The organism is Leptolyngbya sp. FACHB-321, from assembly GCF_014695975.1.
Lineage (GTDB): Bacteria > Cyanobacteriota > Cyanobacteriia > Leptolyngbyales > Leptolyngbyaceae > Stenomitos.
The window spans coordinates 116547-143194 of sequence record NZ_JACJPI010000071.1 but is presented as its reverse complement, the minus strand read 5'-3'; the positions used below and the strand labels follow the sequence as shown (position 1 = coordinate 143194).

The following is a 26648-nucleotide window of genomic DNA, read 5'->3' as shown; positions in this document are numbered from 1 at the left end:
AATAGATATGGATACGTACGCGAGCCTGAAAAAGTGCAGTGATAGTACCTCGTCTTAAAGATATCTTAAAAGCTTTTTTCCATTCCGAAAGGAGAAATGTAGAACATAGTGTACTTGACCCTTAGTTTTGCTAAGGGTTAGACACTCTTATAAGATACATTGTTACGTTAAGCTCTACCGCCCGTGATCGATAAGCTACAGAATGATATGGCTCATCTAAGAACCGATTGCCTAGCTGGAAAGCTCTGAAGTTTCTGATTCAGTAATATTCCAGTTAAACCACCACTACCTAAGATGAAAACTGGGTTGTAAAAAGCATTTAAGACGTTATCAAATGCGTGCATAGCGAGACCGACAGCAAAGGCAGCGATGATCACGATCGTAGGATGAGACCAGGAAGCCGGTGGATAGAAGAACCAGAAGCTAAAGACAGGCGTAAGCAACGTTGCGAAAACGCTGATCAAGCCAACCAAACCATTCTGCCCAAAAGCGATAATCCAAAGGCTGTCGGTGACGGTAATAGCATAACCGCCCTCCTTATACAGCATGTTTCTGCCAAAACCGCCCCAGCCAAACAGTATTTGTTCACGCGCTTTAGCTGAAAGCATTTCCTCATTCATAAACCTAAATCCAAGCGATTGAAGGCGATCGGGAGGAACGAACTGCCCTAGAAAGTCAATAATTTCCTGACCTGGAAAATCACCAACCACACCAAGATAAAGATAGACAAACGTTGCTCCAAGGAAAAGCCATAGCAAAGAGCCTGTGCCATACCATAGTGCCGTAAGCACAATAGCGATCGCTACAAGCAGTAAAAATGTTGCGCCAGTTGCTTTTACTAAAATAAACGTGATTAGTAAGGCGGTAATAAGCCAAGTAATAGGAATATTTTTAACTTGCTTAATCGTTTTGGTTTTCCATAGAACAACGCCCATTAGCGAAGCGAACATCATCCATGTACCTAAAACCAATCCGTTCCGCTGAAAAACTGATGGTCTATAGCTGCCGTAGCGCAGATCGGCTGCCCCAACCGTGAAACGGTAGATCAGACCGTGTGTATTAATGTGAGTAGCAACCTCAAAGAGACAGAACGGGATGTAAGCCAGTCCACCCAAAAAAATTCCAATCGCTAGTTGCCGAAGCCCAGCAAAGTTGTTGAGATAGATCCGACCTAAGAAGTAAGGTCCTCCCCATTCTACAGTCCGTCCCAAAGTGCTTGAAAACCCATCATAAGCGCCAAGCCCGTTCGTAACTGATGAAGCGAAGGAACAGAGGCACCAAACTACTATAGGAAGATCGAACCAATGAAATCGAAATGACTTAAGACGCTCAACGTCGTAAAGACACGTTGCAAGCAAGATTGCTAAACACGTTGCTGACATTCTGTTGTACTCGAACGGAATTCCAGGCAGCTTGAATCCTGCTAGCGGTAAAAATAGCCATGCTGAAACAAAGCTAATGATCAGCGCCCTTTGAGGTGGAAAGCGTCTGAACAAGTAAAGGACGATTGGAAACCAAGAGTACAGAACAAGACTATTCATAGCCCACCTTTATGAATTCGATCCAGGAAAGAGAAGCAGGACGAGAAACATAAGACGTAGTAAATACTGAAGAATAGCTTATGACTTTCTCGTCCTTATGGTTTAGCAATGCTGTAAATAGAACGCACCTATCAAGAGAAACTTTCTATTTTAGCTATTTGTTTCTTAATGCATCTCTAACATCAATCAAAATCGGCGGTACTAATTTCTTTAAAACAGCTTTAACAGTCAGTGGAGACTCGTCTAATTTGAAGTCATCTTGTGTGCGCGCTTGAAATATGGTCGTGTGTGGCTTTCCTGTAACTTCTTCCGCAGGTCTTCCATTAGTGTAATAGTAAAGTGCCAGCGATTTTCTTGTTCGATCGTCTGGGCAAGTTAATGGTTCAGGATGACCATGATAAGAAAAATCAGTTGTACTAAAAACAACACATCGGTTAAACACGGGGAGGATTTTCTTTTGACATTGAGTCATCTTTGTATCCCATAGCTCAAGGTGTCCGCCGTATTCCTCCTTCCAGTCTTGATTAAGATAGAGAAGGAAGTTTAAGCGGCGATCGAGTCGCAGTTTTTTGTGGTGATTGAAGTCCACGTGCATCTTCAAAAAGCCACCTCTTTCAATTTGATGAAGTCCTCCCCCTTCAAAGTGAGGATCGGGCAGGATGCCATCAATGCCCGTCAGAATCTCTAAGAAAGTGATAAATGTGGAAGAGTTGAGACTATACAGCAGAAGACGCGTTGCATCACCCATTTGCTGTTCATGCCTTGAAGCAAGCTTTTTCTCAGCCGGAGTCTGAAACGTCTGCCAATCAATCTGCTTGGGGTTAGGAAATTCTTTTAGAACTTCCTCTAAAAGAGCTTCGGGTAGAAAATTATCAATAACAATGTGAGGAAAGGGACTAGCTGTAGCATATGCCTCACGATGCTCTAGTGCTAAAGCTTTTAGATAATCTACATCCAGGCGAAACATTGAGAGAGTTGAATTCATGGCGTTCTCCAGAGTTTTTTAGTTAGAGGGTTGACTTCAGTGCAATAAAAAGACGTGGGACAGAAATAGTTTGAAGGCTCTGTTCTATGCAGGTATTTTGTACTCGTGTAGTGAAGTTGTCTTTGGCAGACATCACATGAGTAGAGAAATTTAATGTCTCATAACCTTGTTGTAGCTTTTAATGAGCCGTTTCTACTTTGCGACCAGCGTTCTAGCGTTTCTCGATAAAAGTCGATCGATTGCTTCGCAACGACTTCAGGTGAAAACTGTTCGGCGCAACTTTCACCAGCCTGATGACCAAGTTGAGCAGCAAGGTCTGGGTTTTTTAGCAATCGGATAACCTTAGCAGCAAGATCATCCGCGTTGCCAGCTTGAAACAGTAGCCCAGAAACGCCATCAGCTACGATTTCTGGAATCCCCCCAGCACAAGCTCCAACAATGGGGCAGCCCAGGCTCAAAGCTTCCAGTGCAGTATAGGGGAAGTTATCGTAACGTGATGCCACGATAGTTACTTGCGCTCGCCGCCGCAATTCGCGCAACTTTGAAGGAGGCTGTTGCCCCAAACAGCTAACCTGCCCTGCTTCTAAAGCTCCTGGTATACGGTCACGTATGTACTCTTCAAGATGCCAAACACGGCCATCGTCGTCAATGCAACCACGATCGGGTCCTGCAAAAAGTAGTCGGGTTTTTGGGCATTCTCGTAATACTTGGGCAAACGCATCAATGACAAGATCGCCCCCTTTATGACGGTCAAAGCGACCAATAAAGGCAATAGTATTCGGCTCACAATCATCTGATCGCCAACGCTGCTCTCTAGGCGTACTTGAAATCGGGCAGGGGATAACGACCGCCCGCTCCAAGGGGAGACTGTAGTACTGGCGAGTTTGGTCTAGAACATCACGTGAAGGTGCAGTAATGGCAAAGGCCTTAGCGATCGCCTGCCTTTCGTCTTGCACCCGTTGCAAAAAACCTTGATCTTGCTGGACACCCATCGCCTTGCCATTGAGAAACCAGGGACCGTGAAGGCGTACAACCACTGGTATAGGGAGGCGATCGCTTAAAAAGCCAACCGAGCCAAAGCTCTCCTCCATTTCAAATATATCTAATCTACTTCCAGACATGATGGTGTTGATGCTTTCATGTGCGGCACGGGCAAAGCCAGATTTAAAGGGCATACCTGGTCGAATCCGCCTAGTAACAGCATTAATCAAATAACCAACCATCCCTCCGGGAGGACGGCGGGGAAGTTGAAAAACATTTTGACTATCGTGTTTTAACTCCGTTGAGTCATCAAAGGGAGGTGTCACAACATAAGATTGATGACCTAGCCCTTCTATTCCTTTAAGCATTGATGCTACGTAAGTAACAATCCCATTCGATGAAACTTCAGGTGGCCAATCGGGCGAAAAATAACCAACAGAGAGTGGATCACGATGATGCGTCTGGGAGAATGTGTGGGTATCTATTTTGCTATTAACTGCGTGTTCTTGCATATAACTCTCAGAGGCTCAAATTGAAATTTCTAGAGAAAGCTTGTAGTCCTACAGCTTGCTATTGAGATGAAGCAAACAGTGCATCAAATGGTGTTCCTAAACCTGTACTTATACGAATTGCAATCACCAGGCTTAAAATTGCTAGAAATAATGCCGTCATCAAAAGGTCTTGCCGGAGCGCCAGCAATTTTTCGTGCCAGAGACCGTACATCACTACAAACCAAACGGGAATATTGCTGACTGCTACTGCCAGAACTGCTCCCACTTCGCGTAACGGGGAGTTATAGCCCAATGGAATCCCGATGGCATAGCATAGAAAACTCAAGAATGAACCGAATGTCCAATAGTTTGGTTTCCCCAATGCCCACAAGCCTTGATCAATAGTTTGGATGAGAATCAAAGGCCACATTCCTATAGCCAACATAGGGAACATCCAGGTTGCTGCGAGATAGCGATCGTCATAAAGAAACTCTATAACTAAATCTCCTAGTCCAACAATGGAGGCAGTAGCGAGTGCCGACACAATTAACATTGGTTGGCGATGCTGGATGATTTTGGCACGAAATTCAGAGCGAGGCAGCTCGACCAGCTTTGAGTATGCAGGGTAAATAACCTTAGTGGCGACTGCAAAAACGATCTGACGTGGAACCTCCGATAGTGTCAGTGCAATGGTGTAAACGCCCAAGAGTTGAAAGGAAACAAGCTTTCCAAGAATCAGCCGATCAGTCGATGAGGATAAGAAATAAATGGCAGTAGAGAGGAAAATCCATTTGCCAAACGAAATAAGTTCTTTGATTGCGCCACGATCCCAGGCAAGATGGTTGCGCTTGCCATCGTTTAGCCGATGGCTCTGCACTAAGCGAAAGACTGACGAAGCTAGCCCGCCTGCTATCAATGCCAAAATGGATGGGTGAAGCCATGCCCACAAGAGTGTTACAGTAAGGCTTACAAGTTGCCCAGACAGTTCAAATAAAGATAGAGATTTTAAGGATAAATGGCGGTTTAACGTAGCTAGAGAGGTTGAGTTAAAGCCTCCAATTAATGTGTCGATCCCCACTAGAGGAAGCAGCCATAGTAGCCTGGGTTCGCTGTAATATTGGGCAGCTGGATACGCAATGCCGATACAACACAGCCACAGAAAGGCTCCTCTAATAATTTGCAACGTCCAGGCGGTATTAAGGAAAACGGGATCATCTCCACGTTTACTCTGCACGATGCTGGCGTTAAGACCTAGGTCGGAAAACAGGTGCAACCCGGTTAGGAATGTACCCACCAGTGCCATTAAGCCAAACAATTCAGGGAAGAGCAATCGGGTCAAGATGAGATTGCTGCCGAAACGTAGAATTTGGCTAGCTCCAAAGCCTGCGATCGTCCATACAGTTGCACGAATAGCAGTTTTTTTCAGTGAAGGCATTACTTTATGAGAAGGAGCAGGGTTAGTCATGAAGCACTTTTCTAGTCCAGACTAATATGTTTTTGAGGCTGAAATTTCGTAGTTCTACTTACGCTAAGAAGGGAACTGCCAGGAACTAGTTCCTCTTTAAAAGCTGGTTCGCTTTGTAGCGCAGACTGAAACAGCGTTTTTAGTTTACCCACTTCGATCGCAACATTATGCTGTTCAGCAACTCGCTTAGATCCGGCGCTGCCCCATTGCTCTAAGGCTGCTGGCGAAGCCTCCATCGCTGATTGAATTGCTGTCATCAACGCCTCAACTGAACCAGGCGGCACCAGCCAACCGCAAACCCCTGGCTCTACAAGTTCAGGAATGCCCGCTACATAGGTGCTAATGACTGGACGACCTAGAGCGAGTGCTTCCATAATCACGACTGGCAGACCCTCCGCAAAGCTAGGTAGTACCAGCACACGCGAATTCAAAATTGCCTGACGAACCTGGTCACTATCAGCCCAACCTGTAATTTCAACGTGATCGTGCAGTCCGAGTCGAGCGATCGTCGCTTCCAGTTCACTCCGTAAGGGTCCATCTCCAACCAGTACCAATTTAAAAGCTAGCCCGCGTCGCATAAGCTGACCAGCAGCTTTAAGTAGTAGCAGCTGACCTTTTTCAGCACAAAGGCGACCCACACAAACCAGCTTTGGGTCTGACGGTATGGGAGTTGGTGTCGAGTTGAAAAACGCTGAATCCACACCGCAGTGAACAACATGAACTTTTGACCACTGCGCTACTGAGCACCAGCGATAGAGTTGGCTTCTGCCAAAGTTGCTAATTGCAACAACAAAAGCCGCCCGCTCCACTTTTTGCGGCAGAGCGATCGCCGTCACCTTATCAAACTCTTCAGGACCATGCACTGTGAAGCTGTAGGGTGGACCTCCGAGCGCACGGCACAACAGCGCCACTGTTGTTGAATTAGTACCAAAATGAGCATGGACATGGCTGACATCCGCTTTACGGAACCACTTCAACAAAAGGCACGCTTCAACCAAATAGATTAGATGCCGTAGCGTGCCCCGCTCTGAGTGCCAACCTAGCTTAATTGCTAGCTGTATGGTTAACAGAAGTCGAACTGGTCTTGTCAGAACCGCTTGAAGCAGTCCTGAGAGCAGCGCAAGCACTCCAGCCTCTAAAACCACTTGAGTCTTCTTCAACTCAGCTTTATCTGCTGCATCGACCAACTCAGTGCTGCAAGACCGAATCGAGAAGCGAACAACCTCCAACCCGCAAGCCTCTAAACCAAGGATCTCGCGTCGAATAAAGCTATGACTGACTTTAGGATACTGATTGACTAAGTAAGCAATTTTCAAGAAATTCTGGCTCAAGTAGGTCACCGCATTCGTCTTGCCCACTAATAATATGTATAGAACCAGGAGACATGCGATGGTCTTCTCACCCAAACTTTATTTCTTCTTTGATCTAAGTACCTTTATTGAGCCTGGTTATGAATCTTATATAAAGTGACAGGCAAGCTATAGAGAAAGTACAGACGGGCTTTCATAATGGTTTGTACCTAGTATGTGTTGCCTGTCGGCATAACTTGAACTATCGTGAGCTCAGGGAATCTACTTATGAATGACTGGTTGAAAGGCTTGGTGTTGATCGAATGGTAGCTAGATAAAGGGCTTGTGGAAAGGTATGAGCCGTCCGATGGTAGCACCAGGAGTTACTTGTGCAAGCAGTATGACCTGATTTTCCAGTACTACCTGCAATCTTAAGAGCTGCTCCGACAGCCATACAGATATTTAGTCTTTGAGCTATCTAGAATCTTGTGATAGTAATGCCGCAGCCCATGCTCGCCAGCTCATCCGTCAAATATCCTAGAACCTTCTAAAACCATCACAGTCTTGAGAAAGTCTGAAACATTTAGTCGTTCTTAGTCTTCCTTGTTGTATCCACGACGCTACCGTACTAGCCAAAATGATGAGGCTTATAGTGAAAGAGTTTTTGTGCAAAGCAGCAGTCTAAGGTTTTAGTTCTTCCTAACTCGCCTCGCTTACAGTTCAAAGTTGAATTTTTTCTGCAAATATATAAACATCATGATGAAGGGAACCAATCGCTTAACCGCAAGACTTTTGCTGCTCGTGCTGATCGCAGAATGCTATTCTCTGCCAGCATTTGCTCAGACATCGCCGCTGCCACCAACTGTGGAGCAGCAGGATGCTAGCCCTCCGCAATCGAGCGGTGCCAGGCAGCCAGAAAGTGCTTATATCCTTGGCGCAGGCGATTTGCTTAAGATCGATAGCTATGACACTCCAGATCTCGTTTTAGAAACGCGTTATTCTGTTTTACCGGATGGGTCAGTCAATTTACCCTGGGTTGGCAGTCTTCCTGTCGCAGGATTGACGCTTAAGCAAGCCTCTGATCGTCTTAAAACAGCATATGGCAAATTTATTAAGAACCCTACTGTTACCGTAGGCTTAATTGCTGCCCGCACTTTGAAAATTGGGGTCATTGGCGAAGTTACTCGTCCAGGCTCCTACATTATTGCCAGCAATCTTGTTAGCAGTTCTGCCGTTAGCACTACAGGCACAACTCAAAATATTTTGACTGGGCAGCAGGGAGGCAATGAAAGTGGTAGCCAGTGGCCAACAGTGAGTAAAGCGATTCAAGCTGCTGGAGGCATTACTGAGCAGGCGGATATTCGCCAGATTCAAATCCGTCGTCAAGGCTCTCTTGAAACCGAACCGTTAACGGTTAATCTTTGGGCGTTTTTGAGTGCAGGTGACTTAACCCAGGACGTTCAAGTGAGAGATGGCGATACGATCGTCATTCCGAAAGCAACCTCCGTTGATACGGCGGAGGCACTTCAAGTTGCCAGCAGTAATTTTTCACCAGACGCAATCAAGGTTAATGTTGTGGGTGAAGTGTCTACTCCTGGTGCTGTCGCTGTTAAACCTAATACAACATTGAACCAGGCGATTTTAGCGGCGGGTGGATTTAAAGGAGGACGGGCAAAGAAGGCTGTCGAACTAATTCGTCTTAATCCTGATGGCACGGTTTCTCGGCGTACGATCGCCGTTAATCTTTCCCAGAACCTGGATGAGAAAAGCAATCCGCCCTTACGCAACAACGATGTAGTGGTTGTTAATCGTAATGCGATCGCTCAGATTGGCGATACGGTAGGAACCTTCTTAGGTCCGCTTACCGGTGTATTAGGACTTTTTACTATCTTTGGGCGGTAGGGTTGGCTAGTCCGCCCTGGTAAAGTTCCAAAAAATCGGCATTGAGAGTTAATGAGGAAGAGAGAAAAACCATGAAAGCTGAACAATCCACTCAAGATTTGTCGTTTAACAATCAAGAGCGTTTTAGTGAGAACGGCACATTAGGTGATGAGACAGTAGACTCTAATGCCGGGCAGAAAGGTCTAGACTTGTCACCCGTAGTAAGGATGGTTCAGCGCAATGCTTTCCTCATTGCAGGGGTAACAACCATTTCTGCAGCTTTGGTTGCTTCTTCAATGCTGAATGGTCCGCGAACCTTCAAAGGTAATTTTCAGGTTTTGGTCGAGCCAATCACGTCACAAGCACGTCTCTCTGACCCGGCTGCTATCTCACGACCACTGGCACAACAGGGCGATGGTGTTGACTACCCAACGCTGTTACAAGTGCTACAAAGCCCTGAATTATTAGCCAAAATTGCTACAGAAATTCAACGCCGTTACCCTGATGTTTCAGCTAACTCACTAGCAACGGCTGTAAGCACCAAAAACCTGGAGATCCGACGGCATGAAGTGGAGTCACAGCGTTTTGGTTCTCAGTCCTCTGAGCCAACGAAGCTTATACAAGTTTCCTACAAGGGTACCGATCCTCAAAAAGTAGAGTTTATCTTGCAGGAGCTGGCTAAGGGGTATCTGAGATATAGCCTTGAAGATCGAAAAACCCGCATCGGTGGCGGTGTCCAATTCATCGAAGATCAACTTCCCAGCTTACAGCTTCGCGTTAACGATTTAGAAGCGGAACTACAGGCACTGAAGCAGCGCTATCGGATTACTGACCCAACGACAGAAGGCGCGGAACTCTCTAAGCAGGCTCAAGAGGTTCAGTCCCAGCAATTAGAAACGCAGCGTAATTTAGTAGAGCAGCAAGCACTTTATCAGCGCTTGCAGGCGCAACTCGGTGCGACACCAGAAGTTGCTTTGGCTGCCGCTTCCTTGAGTGAAAACACAAGTTATCAGAGCCTCGTTGCCGAATTGAAAAAGGTGGAAGCCGAGCTTGCGGCTAAATCAGCTCGGTACAATGATGCAAGTCCGGTGATTCAGGCAATTAAAGAGCGTCAAAGGAAACTAGAGCAGCTTTTGGCAACTGAAGCGCGTAAGAACCTGGGCTTAAGTGGTTCTGGTGCGTCTATTGATCCTCGCGTTCTATCGTTTCAAAATGCGTTGCGTGTGGACTTGATCAAACAGCTTGTGGCTGCCTCGAATACAGCGCAACAATTACAAGTACGGAGGCAGGCGATCGCACAATCGCAGGTTTTCCTCAATCAAAAGCTTCAAGAATTTCCCGTTGTGGTGCGTCAGTATACTGGCCTCAGCCAACGACTGGAGCTTGCCAGAACAACATTAAATCAGTTTTTGACTCAGCGTGAAACGCTGCGGATTGAAGCGGCTCAGAAAGAGGTGCCATGGGAAATTGTTTCGGCTCCTACGATCGAGCGAGACGGTGCAAACAATCCGATTCCCTCTGCTAACGTTGAACCAAAGTTTTTGATTGTAGCGCTAGGAGCCTGCTTAGTGCTTGGGCTAGCCGTCGCTTTACTCAAGGAGAAGTATCAGAATCGCTTCTTCAGCCCTGAGGATATGGAAGGTGCCTTAAAACTACCGCTTCTTGGTAGGATCCCTTTCCATAAAGGCTTAGGTCAGGGTACTGGCTCTCTGTCGGCTCCGCGATCAAGTGCGTTTTCAAAAGCATTCAGCTCCCTTTATACCAACATCCGCTTTCTCGGTTCCAAGCCATCAGCGCGCTCCTTAATTATTAGTTCTGCAGAGTCTGGTGATGGTAAAACAACTACTGCTTTAAACCTGGCTCTCGAAGCAGCTTCAATGGGACAGCGTGTGTTACTGGTTGATGCAAATTTACGTTCACCTCAGATTCATGCGCTTCTTAGCTTGCCAAACTCGGCGGGTTTGAATGAAGTGCTGACAGGCAAAACTGAGATTGAGCAGGTCACTCAACGAGCGCCCGCAGACAGCAATCTCTCTGTCTTAACGTCTGGTCAATCCTTGATGGACTCAGGTCGTTTGCTTGCTTCCAAAGAAATGCAGAACTTGATGCAAAAGCTGCGTGATCGCTTCGACCTTGTGATTTATGATACGCCTGCACTTTCAGAGTTTCCTGACGCTAATTTCCTGGCTGATCAGTCCAACGGGTTTATCTTTGTGGCTGGCGTTTCCAAGACAAAGCGCTCTAGATTGACCCAAGTCTTAGCAGAGATGAACAAATTTCGACTCCCTATCCTGGGTCTTGTTCCGAACCATCCTGGTAAAAGCACAGCTAATGCCTACAGCCAGTCAAATCAGTACGGACAGAGCTATGGAGAAAAGCCAACCTTGCTAGAAAACCTTAAAATTCTCAAGCCGAGTGAATCAGCCGCTGAACGATCAGGTGACACTTCCCGCTAGGCAATTCGTGACTTGATTCACCATTTGTCTTAGGCTAGAGCTGTCGATCGAAGCGCTATTTAGCACGGGTGGGAGCACCAAAATCTTTGTGATGTATCAACTGCTCAATTTTTTATTGTTGACGGTTTCTCTCTTCCTGTTTATTCCAATCGTTGTCCTGTTTGTTGAATGTCTTGCCGCCGCCGTTACAGGCAGACAAAAAACTACTACAGAGCTGTTACCGGAGCGACCACGCGTTGCTGTTTTGGTGCCAGCGCACAACGAGGCAATAGGTATTAGTACAACACTGAAGGAATTACTGCCACAGTTGACGAGTCACGATCGCCTGCTTGTGGTAGCTGACAACTGTTGCGATGAAACTGCTGCCGTTGCGCGAGCGTTTGATGTTGCAGTTCTTGAACGGCACGATCTGGAAAAACGAGGCAAAGGCTATGCGTTAGACTTTGGGCTAAAATTTCTTGCCTCCGATCCGCCTGATGTAGTGGTGGTGGTGGATGCTGATTGTTTCGTTGCAGAGGGCGCGATCGCAAAAATCTCGCATCTGGCAGCAACGAAACAACGCCCAGTGCAAGCGCGTTATCTGCTTACTCCCCCCGCGAATGCTAGTCCTGGAGCAGCGGTTTCGCTCCTTGCTTTTACAGTGAAGAATTTAGTGCGCCCCTTAGGGCTGGCGCAACTGGGTCTGCCCTGCCTTTTGACTGGGACTGGTATGGCGTTTCCCTGGTCGGTTATCAGGAATGCTTCCCTCGCTAGCAGCAATATAGTAGAGGATATGCAGCTTTCTGTTGATCTCTTAATCGCTGGCTCTCCTGCAATATTTTGTGCTGATGCTGAAGTCACTGGCTTATTGCCCCAGCAACAGCATGCTGCCAAAAGCCAGCGCACCCGATGGGAGCATGGACACCTGCAAACGCTACGCACCCAAGTGCCGCGGCTACTTAAAGAATGGGTTAACCAGAAGCGATTTGATGTTCTGGCGATCGCGCTTGATCTATGCGTTCCTCCACTCTCGCTCTTGGTAATGCTGTGGCTGCTCCTTACAGTCGCCGCGATCGTGACAAGTCTAACGCTGAAGCTCTATGCACCAGTGCTTGTGTCGGCATTGGAAGGGCTTCTGATCTTAGTTTCAGTTATTACAGCTTGGGCAAAATTTGCAAGAGACACCCTACCGCTAGCAGCCCTCTTATCGGTGCCAGGGTATATTCTTTGGAAAATACCGCTCTACCTGAGGTTTTTGGTTAAACCGCAGACAAAGTGGGTACGCACGGAACGAGATGTAGTAGATTCTCAAGAGCTTTAGCAGCCAAAGATAGTGCTATTGAGCGAGTCAACGTGGATAAGCCAGTTCTAAACAAGCTGCTGTTTTGCAAAGAGTTGTAGGTTTTCTTGCGGTCGTCTGCCATATGTTATGGACGATCGTCTGTTATGACCCAGAAGCCTCACTAAAACTGAAGCAGAAGCTTGACAAAGGTAAGCAGGCGGGCATAATTGCATCGGCGAGTGATCGCTACAACTTGCACCAGGATGGATACCAGACTATCCAACTGAATGTTAGTCAGGCAACGCTCATTGATTGCGCTGTTTTTATTTCTGACAAAATAATTCTTCTCAGCATTGTTCAGAATGGACTGAAAAGCATAATTTTATAGAAAATTTTAAGAAGTGTCCTTCTTTACATTGTGTACGGGGCTGATAACGGTTAGCATAGGTTCAGCGATACCTCTAGTGGGCATCGATGTCGCATTTTGTGAACTTCATGGACTCTAGTCCATCCCCTTACAGTAATACCCTCCTCTGACCTGGTGAGTTTAAGTCTCCCAGCGCGGGGGAGACTTAGGAGACGTTATGCTAACTCAGGAAGGTCGTACTTCACTGTCGGATATTGCCGACTTGAATCGTCTGAAGCTAGAGCTAAATCAGCTTCAGCCAGTAGATATTGGGGATTATATTGAGGATTTGCCGCCAGAGCAGCGTGCGATCGCCTTTCGCTTGCTGAACAAAGGTCAGGCGACAGAGGTGTTCGAGTACCTGGATCACGATGTCCGGGAGGAATTGATTGGCTACCTGCACGACGTACAGGTTTGTCAGTTGGTTGAAGCGATGCGACCGGACGATCGCGCAGAGTTGTTTGACGAACTGCCTGCGGGTGTCGTTAGACGCTTGATCCAGCAGCTTAGTCCGGTCGAACGGCAAGCGACTGCTACCATCTTGGGCTACCCAGAAGGCACGGCTGGACGGGTCATGACAACAGAGTACGTGCGACTGCGGCAAGGGCTGACAGTCGAACAGGCTCTCAGCAAGATTCGCCTCAACGACCAGGATAAGGAAACGGTCTACTATGCCTATGTCACGGATGACAACCGCAAGCTAGTACAGGTCGTATCACTGCGGCAATTGCTTTTCTCGCTTCCAGCCGCGTTGATTGGCGATATTGCGAGCGATCGTGTCCTTAAAGTCCGTACAGACACGCCTCAAGAAGAAGTGGCACAACTAATGAAGCGCTATGACCTCCTGGCGCTTCCTGTAGTGGATCGTGAGGATCGACTGGTTGGCATCATTACGATCGATGATGTGATCGACATTTTGGAAGAGGAAGCGACTGAAGATATTCAACGGTTGGCAGGAGTTGGCAACGGTGATGAATCATCCCTCTCTCGCCCGTTGGAGAAGCTGCGGAATCGCTTGCCCTGGCTGTTGGGCATTATGGCGTTGTACATTGGTGCCTCCAGCGCGATCGCGCCTTTTCAGAAAACGATCGCAATGGTGCCTGTTCTGGCAGTAATCATGCCTCTGTTCTCCAACACAGGCGGTACAGTTGGCATTCAGGCATTGACGGTAACCATTCGCTCGCTGGGTGTTGGCGAAGTCACACCTCACGACACACTCAAAATTTTACGCAAAGAACTACTGGCAGGGGTGGGAGCCGCCTTTGCGCTAGGGACAACGATGGTGCTGCTAGCACTGATCTGGACACCCCCACAGGAGCGCTGGGTTGCACTGGTGGCAGGCTTTGTAATGGCAATTAATACAGTGGTTGCTGTCACGCTGGGAACTCTGTTACCCATGGCAATGAAGCGGCTCAAGCTTGACCCAGCGTTGGTCAGTGGTCCGCTTGTGACCACGATGCTAGATACGATCGGGTTTATCCTTTTCTTGACGCTGATTACAATTTCGTTGCGTTTTGTTTCACCCTAGCCGGGTGGTGCGATTACTACCAATGCGATCGCTTTCAAGAGTCTGCTTGGAGTGTGGTCAAGCATAGCTTAAAGCCCACTCACTTAGGTGCAAAAGTGGAGGCTATAAGTGGGTGCCATTTTCGTCAGTGGGTTGCTCGATCGCCGGCTCGGAAGCTTGCAAAGCCTTTGAGGCGAAGCATAAGTTTTTGCTGAGAAGGGCACCAGAATGCTGTCTCTTTGCCCTCTTTCGCAATATTTCGTTACCATTGATTTTTACCGGCTCTTGCCGGGTAAGCAGCAGTGCAGGTCTTTTGAAGTTCACAGCTTTGGGGTTTGTGTGAGACAACCGTTATAAGTTCTTGGGCATGAAAAATCATCTTGTGCAGCCTCCGGTCGGTATTCCCGTGCTGCCGCGTTGTTGCTTTAGAACCCAGGGAGACTACAGCCTTTGTCTTTCGTTGTGTCTAGTTACTTAGAGCAACCGTTATCACGCTCCTTGCTTGAACTATTTCATTTGCTTTTGCATGAGCAGTTTCCTGGCTTAAGTAAACCGTCACTAACTAACTACTCTCTTGTTTATGCAAAGCTTCCAGCTTAATGAACGTGCTTCTACAGTGCCGACAGTGCTTTCCTATACTCGCGAGGATTGGCAGAAAGGCTACAACTCCCTGAAAGAAGAATTCGACTACTGGATTGAGGATATTGAGGGCGAAATCCCGCCAGAGCTTCATGGCACGTTGTTCCGTAATGGTCCTGGATTACTGGACATCAACGGTCAGATGATTCACCATCCCTTTGATGGAGACGGCATGATTTGCGCGATCACCTTTGATAGCGGTCGTGCTCATTTTCGCAATCGCTTCGTTCGATCGGAGGGATACCTTGCAGAGCAAGCCGCAGGACGCATTCTCTATAGAGGTGTCTTTGGCACCCAGAAACCCGGAGGTTGGTTGGCAAATGCCTTCGACTTCCGGCTGAAAAATATTGCTAATACCAACATTCTCTACTGGGGCGACAAGCTGCTTGCACTGTGGGAAGCAGCCGAGCCGCATCGCCTTGACCCTGCAACACTGGAAACAATCGGACTCGATCGCCTGGACGGGGTGCTAAAGCCAGGTGATGCTTTTGCCGCCCATCCGTGGATTGACCCTGCGTGCAACCAGGATGATGGCGCTCCATGCCTCGTCAATTTTTCGATCAAGCCGGGTTTATCCTCAACTATCACGCTGTTTGAGTTTAATCCTGCGGGTAAGCTGTTGCGGAAACACGCCCATTCTGTTCCTGGTTTTGCTTTTATCCACGATTTTGTGATCACGCCAGACTACGCCATCTTTTTTCAAAACCCCGTTAGTTTTAACCCACTGCCGTTTCTTTTTGGCAAAAGCGGTCCAGGTGAATGCATTACTTTTAATCCTGAAAAGCCAACGCGGATTGCTGTCATTCCAAGAGCGGTAGGATCAAAGAAGGATAAAAAGCCAGATTTAGCCTTTGAAACTCATGCTGGCTTTGTGTTCCATCACGCGAATGCGTTTCAGGACGGCGATGAGATTGTCATTGATTCGGTGTGCTATGGGTCACTGCCAAGTGTAGAGGCAGGCGCGGATTTTCGCGAGACGGCGTTTGAGAGGTTGGCACCAGGGCAGCTTTGGCGGTTTCGACTCAACCTTACAACGCAACAGGTGCAGCGTGAGTTGCTAGAAAGTCAGTGCTGTGAGTTTCCTTACGTACATCCGGCAAAAGCAGGACGATCGCACCGCTATATTTACATGGGAGCAGCGGATATGGCGGAAGGCAATGCACCGTTACAAGCGATCCTTAAAGTGGATGTTGAGTCAGGTGAACGTCAGCTTTGGAGTGCGGCACCGCAGGGGTATGTCAGCGAGCCTATTTTTGTGCCAAGATCGTCGGCTGCGTTCAAAGATGGACTGCCTACTGACACTCTAGTCGGCGCTGAAGATGACGGTTGGCTGCTGACACTGGTTTACAATGCAGCTCACGAGCGATCGGAGGTCGTCATCCTCGATGCACGCAATCTACACCAGCAGCCAGTGGCACGGTTGCGCCTAAAGCATCATGTTCCCTATGGTCTACATGGTAGCTTTACACCTCACTGCTTTATAAACGAATAGATTTGTGAATGCGTCATCCGGCGGTGGGTATTAGGATAGAAGCATTAGTGCTGCAATTTGTACCCTTACGCAGGCTTTTCCCCTAAACGTGTGAAAAAACGGGTGACGCTCACATTTCCCAAACGCTCAGTGCAAATGCCAGTCACCTATCGTCTGGCAAAAGACTTTAACGTGGCAGCCAATATTATTCGTGCCCAGGTCGCGCCAAATCAAGTTGGCACACTTGTCGTCGAGCTAGCAGGCGATATAGACCAACTGGATGCAGCAATGGACTGGATGCGATCGCAAGACATCAACGTTTCCTTCTCCAATCGCGAGATCATGATTGATGAAGACGCTTGCGTGCATTGTGGTCTTTGCACAGGTGTCTGTCCAACTGAGGCTCTGACGCTTGATCCACAGTCCTTTCGGCTGACGTTTACGCGATCGCGCTGCATTGTCTGTGAGCAGTGCATTCCTACCTGTCCAGTGCAAGCGATTTCCACGAATTTATAGGGACGTTGCACGTAACGTCCCGACCAATAAGGCTACGCATCAAGGCTGGAAGGATTGCGCGACTGGACGATTGCCGCTTTGTCCATCATCGTTATCATGGCGGGCAAGTCAGGACTAACGCGCTTGCTAAGACCCAGTTCTGCCACAATGGCGGGAAAGGTTTTGCCTTGAGTGAGGCGAAAGCCAATTTCTTCGACTTCTGTCCAGGTGAGATCACTCCCGACATACGCTTTTACCATAAGGTTGAGAATGCCTTCCCAGCGGTTGCCTTCACCGATCGTCATCATGGTGTGTGGCACCTTATAGGAGCGATCGAAGCAGTGATACCAGCACTTAGGCTGTAACTTAAGTGCATCGGCAAAAAAGGCTTTGTGGTCGTTTGTATCAACTGAATCGTCAATTTCAGTGGAGAAAAGAAACATTGGAGCCGCAGGCGTTTTGCGTGCGCGTTTCAGCAGTTGAGTACCTAAATCGAGAAACAATCGCAGTGCTGGCACTTGAAAGCTGGTGTAGCCGATCGCCAACTCAGGATTGCCACCCCAGCCATAGTAAGAATTAGAGAGCTTAATGAATAGTTTATCGGTGATACTATTGCCGCTCAGGTAGGGAGCAAAGAGTAAGGCGCGATCGATTAACGTTCGGTGTTCCAGCGCGACCCAAGCGCAAAGGGTGCCTCCCCCTGAGAGTCCACCGATGACAACCTGTTGCCCCAGTGCCTTTGCCTGCTGAATCCAGTGCAACGCAAAATCCTGATAGACCTTTGGATCGGTAGGAAGTGGGGTGGGACGATCGCGGTTCCAATTTCCTGCTTGTCCGTGCCCTGGCATCAACGGAATCAGCACGTTGTAGCCCTGCTCAAACAACGCTTTACCCAGCGGCAAAAACTGATTTGGGTAGCCAGTAAACCCGTGAAAAAACAGGCAAACCTTTTGGGTGGGCGCACGGTGAAAGAGAAATTTTGAGCGACAAGACTCGTTGCGAACAGGCAGGACATTCTCACGGGCTTTTGCCTGAGCTGCGATCGTGGTGGTTAAGTCGGAATAGTTAGGCATGGATCAGGGGAAGCAGAGGATAAACGTTAGCAGAAGGTAAATTGCTGCCTTATCTTAGTTCATGCTCTGCTGCCTCATGCTCACTCGTCCAAGGTAAGGAATGGTTAGGACTGGATCAAAGCAGCTTTGAGTTTAAGCGTTCAGCCGTCAGCGTTCAGCTTTTAACCACTGACAGCCTACGGCTTCTCCTGTCAAATTTCCTCAGATAGACTCGGATTTCGTGCCAGGACGATCGCTCGTTTATCTACCATTGTCATCATGGCAGGCATATCTGGTGAAGCCTTCGCCACCAAACCTAATTCCGCTACGACGCTAGGAAATGTTTTACCTTGCGTCATGCGATAGCCAATTTCCTGCACATCTGTCCAGGTTAGATTGCTTTCTACAAAAGCTTTTGCCATCACAGGCAGCAAACTTGCCCACCGATTGCCTTCCTGCACCGTCATCATCGTGTGCGGAACTGCCAACTCTCGGCTAAAGGTGTTGTACCAAGTAATGGGCTGATGCGATCGGGCATTCTCAAACAGCGTCTTGTGATCAAAGCTGCCTGTAGCAATATCGCTATCACTAGAAACGATAAACATGGGTGCCGCAGGTTGTTTTTCGGAACGCTTGAGAATGTCTTGCCCCAAATGTAGAAAAACCCGCAAAGCCGATACTGAGAAGCCGTTGTAACCGCTACCCTTAGATGGATTAATGTTGCTGACCGTCCATTCAAAGTAAGTGTCAATCTTCTTGACAAATAGATCGAGGACTCGGCTACTGCTGCTTAAATAGGCAGCGAACAGGATAGCGCGGTTGATGGCTTTCGGACGTTCCAGTGCTAACCAGGCAGTAAGCGTGCCCCCTGCCGATAGCCCGCACACAGTAACCGTTTCCCCTAATGCCTGTGCCTGCTCTAGCCAGTGCAGCGCAAACTGCTGATAAACCTTAGGATCAGTTGGTAGCGGTGGTGGGTTCTGGCGGCTCCAGTTGCCTGCCTGTCCGTGACCCGGAAGCAACGGCACTAGCACGTTATAGCCTGCCTTAAAAAAGATCTCTGCCATCGGCACAAACTGGTAAGGTCCGGCTGTAAACCCATGTAGAAAAAGACAAACGCGCTTAGTTGGCTTGGGCTGAAAGAAAAACCGAGAGCGACAGGACTCGTTTAGCAAAGGCAGTGCGTTTTCACGGGCTTTTGCCTGCTGCACGATCGCTGCCGTTGTTTCAGAATAGCTAGGCATAGGGGATTCCACTCAAGTAGATGCTGAAGAATGTGAAGCTGAAGACCGTAAACACAGCGACGTTAATAGTCTCCGATCGCCGTACGTTTGATCCTTCTACTTTACTGTTCCCTTTTTTGACCCTTCCTCTCTAGCCCATAAACTCTGATGCCACGATCATCGAGCCAATACCAGCATCAGTAAAGATTTCCAATAGCAGTGCGTGGGGGATGCGTCCGTCGATGATGTGGGCAGCACGGACACCTTGAGCGAGCGATCGCACACAGCAATTTACTTTTGGTATCATGCCCCCTGAGACGATCCCCTCCTCAATGAGCTTCCGGGCTTCCTGAATATCTATTTTCGGAATCAGCGTTGCCATATCTTTGTAGTCGCGCAGAATGCCTGCGGTATCGGTCAGCAGGATCATTTTTTCGGCACCCAAAGCAGCGGCGATCTCACCCGCTACCGTGTCAGCATTAATGTTGTAAGTTTGTCCCGTCTCGTCTGCCGCCACGCTGGAAACAACCGGAATATGTCCCGCATTCACCAGCGTCTCTAGAATTCGGATATCAACGCTGGTTACTTCACCGACAAAACCGACGTCTACAGCATCTACAGGACGGGCTTTAATCAAGTTGGCATCCATGCCGCAAAGCCCGACTGCCGAACCACCTGCTTGGTTAATCAAAGCAACTAGCTCTTTGTTTACTCGACCAACTAAAACCATCTCCACGACATCCATCGTGGCGGCATCGGTCACCCGCAGCCCATTTTTAAACTGTGGCTCAATGCCCAACTTGTCAAGCCAAGTGTTGATTTCTGGTCCGCCACCATGCACGACGATCGGGCGTAGACCCACACACGCCATGAAGACAACATCACGAATCACTTTGTCTTTCAGATTGCTGTCCTTCATCGCAGCACCGCCATATTTGACCACAACCGTCCTACCAGCAAACTGCTGAATGTAAGGCAGCGCTTCGCTTAAAACACGGACTCTTGTCGCTTCCGCTTTGCGGATATATTCACTCTCGTTAGACATAGCAGCAGCATCAAAACAGACCATATGCAGTGTAGAGGAGCTTACCGCGTTCAGCTACGTCAATTGCAACAATCTGGAAAATCAAATCTGGAAAATCAGGTAATGCTCAGAGGTCAGCTACAACCGTTCTAAAGTGCTAACCACGATCGCTACAATTGAGATACTTAACGTTCGTACCGTCAGCCCGTATCCCTATGACTGCTAACTCACCCGACTCAAAAAAGTCACCATCAGATGCGGCTCAGACTTCGATCGCTGAAGCTAGCAGCGCGCAAACCATTATCGGCAAGCGAGTCCGAAACTTTATTATTGTGTTGGTGGCGATCGTCCTTACTGCGTCTGTGTTCTTAGGGTTGAAGACAGAAACGGGGACAGGGCTACTGTCTGCAATGGCAGAGGAGTCGGTGCCGTTGGAAATTGCACTTAGCAACGGTAAGCCAACGCTAATGGAGTTTTATGCCAATTGGTGCACGAGTTGTCAGGCAATGGCACCTGACATGGCAGCGTTAGAGCAGGAGTACGGCGATCGGGTCAATTTTGTCATGCTAAACGTGGACAACAGCAAGTGGCTCCCCGAAGTGCTGTCCTATCGGGTGGATGGCATTCCACACTTTGTCTTTTTGGGGCAGGATGGTAACGCGATCGCCCAATCGATCGGCGAGCAGCCCCGCTCAATTATGGAAGCAAACCTTGTTGCGCTTGCTGGTGGCGACTCGCTACCCTACGCGAAGACCAGCGGACAAACGTCTGCCTTCTCTGCCCCCGTCACTACCAAAGCTAATGCTGATAGTGATCCCCGTAGTCATAGCAGTCAAGTTGTCGCACCGTAACTGCGGTTTACTTAAGGCTTAAGCAGGTGGTTTGGGTGCGTGCAAGCCGACGCAGTTGCCTTCGGTATCCAGGATGATCCCGATGAAACCAGGATCACCGATCGCCGTTTTTGGCATTAGCATTTTGCCACCGTTTGGCTCTACTCGCTCTAGCGATTGTTCTAGCTGATCAACTGTTTCTACATTTAGATAAACGAGAGAACCTGTTGCTGCTGGCGTTAGGCGTTCACTCTTCACGATCGCGCCTCCTACACCTGTATCGCTTCCTGCAAAAAAGGCTTGTGGTTCGCCCATAAACTCGCTTTTCTGAATGTCTTGACCCAGAACAGTGCTGTAAAAGTGGACTGCCCGATCAAAGTCAGCAGCAGGAATTTCAAACCAGTTGATTGCGTTCTGCACAGTGTGCTCCTTGCAAAGCATTAGAACGCTATTCATTGTCTGCTATAAGTAGCGTTTTGTCGGTAACACGCAATACAAATGTACTACTTTGCATTCAAGCGACCATTGACTGTCATTCAGGTGCAAACCGCCTTAGGGCTAGACTGCGAAGTAATAGAACTCTTACCTTTTCACAGATCGTCCAGGTGCGAGCCAATGACGCACGAGTTGAGCTAGTTGTTCAGCGCTGTCTGGCACTGCTAAACTGCCTGCCTGCTGCGCCATTGTTTGCAGTGTTGCGGAAGGATGGGTATGAGTGTGCCCCCTACCCAGCAGGCTTAATACTTCAGCATTCAGCACGTCCGGCGTTAGATCAGCCTGCTGAAACAGTTTGGCAGCTCCAACTTTCGTAAATACGGCTGCATTGTAGGTCTGGTGGTCCTCAGCCGCGTAGGGATAGGGAATGAGCAGCGAAGGCGTGTGGGTAATGGCGAGTTCTGTGAGCGTACCTGCCCCCGATCGGCTAATTGCCAGATCCGCTCGTTGCAGCAAACCCGCCATGTTGTTGTAGAACGGTAGCGCCAAGTACTGGGGATGCTGGAGGCTCTTTGCGTCTGGATCATTCTCGCCTGTAAGATGCACAACCCAGCAACCAGCATCAAACCAGGCAGAGGCGCACTGCCGCACCAATCGATTTACGCCTACAGCACCCTGGCTACCGCCAATTACAACAATCAGCGGTGCGTCATTGGGGATGGGGAGATCGAATGCGTAAGAGGTTCCAGCCTGAAACTGCGATCGCACGGGTGTCCCAGTGTGAATTGCCTTTGTGCGGGGAAGGTAGGTTGCTGCCTCCTCAAAGCCAACAGCCACTGCGCTACACCACGGACCCAGAAAACGAGTCACTTTACCTGGCAGTGCATTCGATTCATGCAAGATGACTGGTAACCCGAGCGATCGCGCTGCAAGAACAGCAGGTGCAGCAATGTAACCACCCGTCGTAAACACGCCCTGAAAGCGACCTCTTTGCAGTAAGCGTCGTGCTTGCCAGATAGACGCAATCAGCTTAAAGCCAACGCGAAGGCTATCCAAACCACGTTTTTGAAAGCCTTCAGCCGCCACAGTATGCACCGGATAGCGACCAGCAATCAACTGGCTTTCCAAGCGATCGGGCACACCTAGCCACTCAATTTGGTAATCTGACAGGCTCTCTGCTACGGCGATCGCTGGAAAGACGTGTCCACCAGTACCGCTGGCGGCAACCAACAAGCGTGTTGAGGGCGTTACCGCAGTTACACCACTGATAGCTGCTGGCAGAGTAGAATCGGGAGAATTGTTCACTTTACTTTAAAGAGCCGCTTCAAAGCTTCAAAATATGGCATTAACGTCTTGGAGATCTATCAAGCAATGCTGCTCCAGTTAAACCGCCTTTACTCACCTTAAGATGTTAAGTTGCAGATTGTACGCCAAATTGTTAGCCGTCACTCACCCAATCCTGATCCTTATGCCTAAGCCTTTGCACTCCTTCACTACTGCGACTCAACCCATTTTACGACCCATCCAGGCACCACAAAAGCACTGGCAGGCTTTTTTAATGGCTGTAGGCGTGGCAATCACGTTGGGGAGCGCATCGTACGCTAGCCCCGTGAGTGCAGAACCACCAGAAACGGCTCCCGCAGCGCTCAAGGAAACTTTGACAGCGATCGATAAAGCTGCTAGTAGCCACAACATCCAAAGCGTACTCGCGTTTTATGGTCCAACGTTTACGCACTCTGATGGCTTGACACGTCAAACGTTGGAGCAGGCGTTGGCTCAGCTTTGGAAGCGCTACCCAAATTTGACCTACCGCACTGAACTGAAGTCCTGGAAATCTCAAGGCAAAGGTATTACAGCAGAAACGGTAACGTATGTCACTGGCGCGCAAAAAGTGGGCGAGCGCGAATTGAAAATCGACTCTACGTTACAGGCGCAGCAGCAGTTTGAAAATCAAAAAATCGTACGGCAAGATGTTCTTGCTGAACGGAGCCAGATTACCTCTGGCACCAATCCACCGACCGTCAAACTGAATTTACCCGCACAGGTCAATGCGGGTCAGCAGTTTAGCTTTGACGCCGTTGTACAAGAACCGCTGGGCAATGACCTGCTACTTGGCACAGCGCTAGAAGAACCCGTGAAAGCAGATGGCTTGATCAACCCCACTACGGTCGATCTAGAACTGCTCTCCGCTGGCGGCATCTTTAAAGTCGGGCGCGCTCCACTCACAGCTAATAGCCACTGGATTTCAGCCGTTCTAGTCCGCCAGAACGGCATGACGATGGTGACTCAGCGGCTACGCATTGTAAACCGCGCCAAGAAGCCAACCCCGTAAGCGATCGCGCTGGGCGATTGGCAACGATCGCCCCCTATGCATTTGTGTAAACTTGCGCGTAATATGCCTGATACTCGTCTGAGAGCAGCGGTTGCCACCACTCACGGTTGGTCAAAAACCATGAAACGGTATGACGCAAGCCGCTCTCGATCGTCTGTGCTGGTTGCCAACCCAATTCGGTTGTGATCTTGGTTGCATCAATGGCATAGCGGCGATCATGTCCAGCGCGATCCTTCACAAACGTAATGAGTTTGCTAGAGGGGCGGACAGGCAGTTCTGGTGCCAGCTCGTCCATCAGTGCACACAGCATATGGACGAGATCAATATTTTTAACCTCGTTATTGCCGCCAATATTATACGTTTCGCCCGGTGTGCCGCGATGAATCACCGCATCTAAGGCGCTGCAATGATCGCCTACATACAGCCAGTCGCGAATGTTTTGCCCATCGCCATAGACAGGCAGCGGCTTGCCCATCAGAATATTGATACACATCAGCGGGATCAGCTTTTCAGGAAAGTGATACGGACCGTAATTGTTGGAGCAATTGGTAATCAGCGTTGGCAGCCCATAGGTGTGATAGTAGGCACGCACTAAATGATCGCTACCTGCTTTTGATGCAGAGTAAGGGCTGTTGGGCGCATAGGGTGTCGTTTCAGAAAATGCTGGATCATCGGCACCCAGGCTGCCATAGACTTCATCTGTAGAAACGTGGTGAAACCGAAAATGGGTTGGCTGATTGCAAGCGTTCCAGTATTGCCGAAAGGCTTCGACCAGCGTAAAAGTGCCGTTCACGTTGGTTCGCACAAAAGCATCAGGACCTAGAATTGAGCGATCGACATGAGACTCAGCCGCAAAATGTGCCACTGTGTCAATTGCCTCTTCTTCCAGCAGCGCTGATACGACTGCACGAGCGCAAATGTCACCTTGCACAAACCGCAGATTTGCTTTTTCCTCTAGTGGTGCAAGTGTCTGGCGGTTTCCTGCATAGGTTAGCGCATCTAGCACCACTACGCGATCGCCTGGATAAGTTTCGCACCAATGATAAACAAAATTTGCGCCAATAAAGCCAGCCCCCCCTGTGACGAGAAGCGTCCGTGGTCTGATTCGTGTTTGTCCGTGATCTGCAAGTGTCATAATTTCGAGTCTTTGTGTCAAGATCAAGCCAGATTAGGAAAGAAATGTTCGTTCGGTATTATAAAAAACTGTTACTTTACCATTAAGGTTTAAAAATTATGGTGAATGAACCGCCTGACCAGCAGTTTTTTGGCTTATCACTGGCTGTTTTAGTAATGGCATGGGCATTACCTCCCGATAAAGTTTGAGGATAGTATCCACTTTTACTTCCCAATCAAAATGGCTTAATACACGCTGGCGACCTGCTTCACCCATCGATCGCCGTAGGGACGGGGATGATGCTAAACGGAGCATAGCGGCGGCTAAACCGTCAATAAATGATTCACGCGATTGAGGCTCAACTAAAATGCCACACGATTCATCAAGATAGTCAGTTGGTCCACCCCAGTTGGTAGCAATGACCGGAAGACCAATTGACATTGACTCTAGAACGGCGGCTCCACCGCACTCCAATAAGCTTGGCAGTACCATCACATCCGACTGGCACAGCCGTTGAGCACAGTCAGCTTGAGATAGCCAGCCCAGAAAATGCACAGCGCTGTCAGGATGCATGTTTACAGCGTGTTCTACTGCCTGAAGCTCGTTTCCCACTTGTCTTTGATCCATTGCTTGAGGCTCATCCAACGACCGTAATCCTAATGCCACTGCCTGCTGCTTCAAGGCAAGACCTTCGGGTCCATCGCCAATAATTTCTAGTACAACAGGCATCTGTTTAGCGACACGCTCAAAGGCAAGCAGCAGTAAATCAACTGCCTTCCAATCCAGCAAACGCCCGACAAACACGAACTTAGTCGCCTGCGTTACGGCTAGAGCTGTGGTCATAGCTATGGGCTGCACCGCTTCCGCAGTAACGCTTTCAGGCTTTTGTTGCCACACCGATAAATCAACGCCATTTTCACACAATTCAACAATATTGCTACATACACCCTTCGGCAACGCGGCGCGTGTGCGGGCATTGGCAACTAATAGCATTGCGGCTTGGCGCTTGCCTGGAATCAGCCAATTTAGCCACTTAGAAAGGAGCCTACCTGCTGCCAATGACACATGAACAAAGCGGCTTTGCATCTTTTGAAAGGCAGGCGGATAGTTCATCCCACCGTTCATGGGACCAATGAGCACCGGCGCGTCCACAGCAAAAATTAAAGACGGTTCTTTGGGTGAGACCGGTATCGGCTGATGCACAACCGTAATTTGATGGCGCTGCACCAGCTGCTTTGCAAGACAGCGTTGAGCAGCCTGAGTCATCAAGCGCACCACAAACCCAAGCGTAAAGTAAGCCAACCGATGCGGCAAGAATTGACAGAGCCAATCCAAAAATCGATGCAAAGATGTATCAGTGATGAAGTGAATGCGATCGAAATCGGCTCCCAGTAATTGCTTTAGTTCATCACGAGTGCGATCATGCACAACCATCCAAACTTCGATCTGACGTTGACGCAAGATACGAAAGTAGTGAAAAGGCAGCGTTGCCTCACCACCGAAATTTGCTGAGGCGTGTTCTGCCACAATTAGGACGCGGGGTTCATTGCTGGTCATATCAAACGCTTCAACGCTGGTTGGACACTCATAGACTTGCAAAGAACCAAGGCACTGCTGATGCTTGTTGAGAACTTCTTCTCATTGTTTCTTGCTTATTGCTCGCTGAGAAAATTTTATATTATCGACATTTTTGCTTGAATCCTTTATTCAGCTCCCCCTGCATCCATTTATAGGAGAATGAAGCTCACTCACCAGCTATTCTCTAAGTGG

At 48.7% G+C, this 26648-nt stretch carries 20 protein-coding genes; 8 read left to right on the top strand and 12 right to left on the bottom strand.

Features of this window, described 5'->3' with window-relative positions; translation table 11 throughout:
- Window positions 1-212: 212 nt before the first annotated feature.
- From H6F76_RS19975 to H6F76_RS19955, 5 genes are all read right to left on the bottom strand, one after another.
- Window positions 213-1211, bottom strand: a complete 999-nt coding sequence (locus H6F76_RS19975) for an O-antigen ligase domain-containing protein (protein ID WP_199322245.1) — start codon at window positions 1209-1211, stop codon at window positions 213-215.
- A gap of 484 nt (window positions 1212-1695) precedes the next feature.
- A complete protein-coding gene (locus H6F76_RS19970) occupies window positions 1696-2526 on the bottom strand; it encodes a 2OG-Fe(II) oxygenase (RefSeq protein WP_190449279.1) in 831 nt (276 codons plus the stop codon).
- A 158-nt stretch (window positions 2527-2684) separates the two neighbouring features.
- Window positions 2685-4019, bottom strand: a complete 1335-nt coding sequence (locus H6F76_RS19965) for a glycosyltransferase family 4 protein (protein WP_190510905.1) — start codon at window positions 4017-4019, stop codon at window positions 2685-2687.
- 58 nt (window positions 4020-4077) lie between these two features.
- A complete protein-coding gene (locus H6F76_RS19960; protein ID WP_242033521.1) occupies window positions 4078-5463 on the bottom strand; it encodes an oligosaccharide flippase family protein in 1386 nt (461 codons plus the stop codon).
- Window positions 5464-5474: 11 nt separating this feature from the next.
- The gene (locus tag H6F76_RS19955; protein ID WP_190510903.1) at window positions 5475-6779 is read right to left on the bottom strand and encodes a glycosyltransferase; all 1305 of its coding nucleotides are present in this window, start codon (window positions 6777-6779) and stop codon (window positions 5475-5477) included.
- Window positions 6780-7508: 729 nt separating this feature from the next.
- Between H6F76_RS19955 and H6F76_RS19950 the strand changes: the two genes are divergently transcribed.
- From H6F76_RS19950 to H6F76_RS19925, 6 genes are all read left to right on the top strand, one after another.
- Window positions 7509-8654: a polysaccharide biosynthesis/export family protein gene (locus tag H6F76_RS19950; RefSeq protein ID WP_190510901.1), complete on the top strand. Its 1146-nt coding sequence runs from the start codon at window positions 7509-7511 to the stop codon at window positions 8652-8654.
- 71 nt (window positions 8655-8725) lie between these two features.
- Window positions 8726-11089, top strand: a complete 2364-nt coding sequence (locus tag H6F76_RS19945) for a tyrosine-protein kinase domain-containing protein (RefSeq protein WP_190510899.1) — start codon at window positions 8726-8728, stop codon at window positions 11087-11089.
- A gap of 91 nt (window positions 11090-11180) precedes the next feature.
- Entirely contained in the window at window positions 11181-12389 is a 1209-nt protein-coding gene (locus H6F76_RS19940; protein ID WP_190510943.1) for a glycosyltransferase family 2 protein, read from the top strand.
- Window positions 12390-12934: 545 nt separating this feature from the next.
- Window positions 12935-14284: a magnesium transporter gene (gene mgtE / locus H6F76_RS19935; RefSeq protein ID WP_190510897.1), complete on the top strand. Its 1350-nt coding sequence runs from the start codon at window positions 12935-12937 to the stop codon at window positions 14282-14284.
- Window positions 14285-14843: 559 nt separating this feature from the next.
- Window positions 14844-16394 (top strand): carotenoid oxygenase family protein, encoded by a 1551-nt coding sequence (locus H6F76_RS19930; protein ID WP_190510895.1) that lies wholly within the window; start codon window positions 14844-14846, stop codon window positions 16392-16394.
- 90 nt (window positions 16395-16484) lie between these two features.
- On the top strand, window positions 16485-16889 hold the full coding sequence (locus H6F76_RS19925; RefSeq protein ID WP_190449271.1) for an NIL domain-containing protein: 405 nt from the start codon (window positions 16485-16487) through the stop codon (window positions 16887-16889).
- 32 nt (window positions 16890-16921) lie between these two features.
- Here the strand turns inward: H6F76_RS19925 and H6F76_RS19920 are convergent, their stop codons facing one another.
- The 3 genes from H6F76_RS19920 to argB all read right to left on the bottom strand — a co-directional run bounded on the left by H6F76_RS19920 (window position 16922) and on the right by argB (window position 20188).
- Window positions 16922-17941 (bottom strand): alpha/beta fold hydrolase, encoded by a 1020-nt coding sequence (locus tag H6F76_RS19920; protein ID WP_190510892.1) that lies wholly within the window; start codon window positions 17939-17941, stop codon window positions 16922-16924.
- A 191-nt stretch (window positions 17942-18132) separates the two neighbouring features.
- A complete protein-coding gene (locus H6F76_RS19915; protein ID WP_190449269.1) occupies window positions 18133-19164 on the bottom strand; it encodes an alpha/beta fold hydrolase in 1032 nt (343 codons plus the stop codon).
- 130 nt (window positions 19165-19294) lie between these two features.
- Window positions 19295-20188 carry an acetylglutamate kinase gene (argB, locus tag H6F76_RS19910; protein ID WP_190449268.1) on the bottom strand — a complete coding sequence of 298 codons (894 nt, stop codon included), beginning with the start codon at window positions 20186-20188 and terminating at the stop codon, window positions 19295-19297.
- A gap of 194 nt (window positions 20189-20382) precedes the next feature.
- Here argB and H6F76_RS19905 point away from each other — a divergent pair, with 194 nt between their 5' ends.
- Complete coding sequence (locus H6F76_RS19905) at window positions 20383-21018, top strand: thioredoxin family protein (protein WP_190510890.1); 636 nt, start codon at window positions 20383-20385, stop codon at window positions 21016-21018.
- 18 nt (window positions 21019-21036) lie between these two features.
- Here the strand turns inward: H6F76_RS19905 and H6F76_RS19900 are convergent, their stop codons facing one another.
- Window positions 21037-21417 carry a VOC family protein gene (locus H6F76_RS19900; RefSeq protein ID WP_190449266.1) on the bottom strand — a complete coding sequence of 127 codons (381 nt, stop codon included), beginning with the start codon at window positions 21415-21417 and terminating at the stop codon, window positions 21037-21039.
- Between the two features lie 162 nt (window positions 21418-21579).
- Window positions 21580-22701 (bottom strand): undecaprenyldiphospho-muramoylpentapeptide beta-N-acetylglucosaminyltransferase, encoded by a 1122-nt coding sequence (gene murG / locus H6F76_RS19895; RefSeq protein ID WP_190510941.1) that lies wholly within the window; start codon window positions 22699-22701, stop codon window positions 21580-21582.
- Window positions 22702-22900: 199 nt separating this feature from the next.
- Between murG and H6F76_RS19890 the strand changes: the two genes are divergently transcribed.
- Window positions 22901-23764, top strand: a complete 864-nt coding sequence (locus H6F76_RS19890) for a nuclear transport factor 2 family protein (RefSeq protein ID WP_242036749.1) — start codon at window positions 22901-22903, stop codon at window positions 23762-23764.
- 34 nt (window positions 23765-23798) lie between these two features.
- On the opposite strand, the gene rfbB is transcribed toward H6F76_RS19890, so the two are convergent.
- Both rfbB and H6F76_RS19880 read right to left on the bottom strand, forming a co-directional pair.
- The gene (gene rfbB, locus H6F76_RS19885; protein ID WP_190510888.1) at window positions 23799-24899 is read right to left on the bottom strand and encodes a dTDP-glucose 4,6-dehydratase; all 1101 of its coding nucleotides are present in this window, start codon (window positions 24897-24899) and stop codon (window positions 23799-23801) included.
- A gap of 96 nt (window positions 24900-24995) precedes the next feature.
- Window positions 24996-26435, bottom strand: coding sequence for a glycosyltransferase family 4 protein (locus tag H6F76_RS19880; protein WP_190510887.1), 1440 nt, complete (start codon window positions 26433-26435; stop codon window positions 24996-24998).
- Window positions 26436-26648 lie beyond the last annotated feature (213 nt).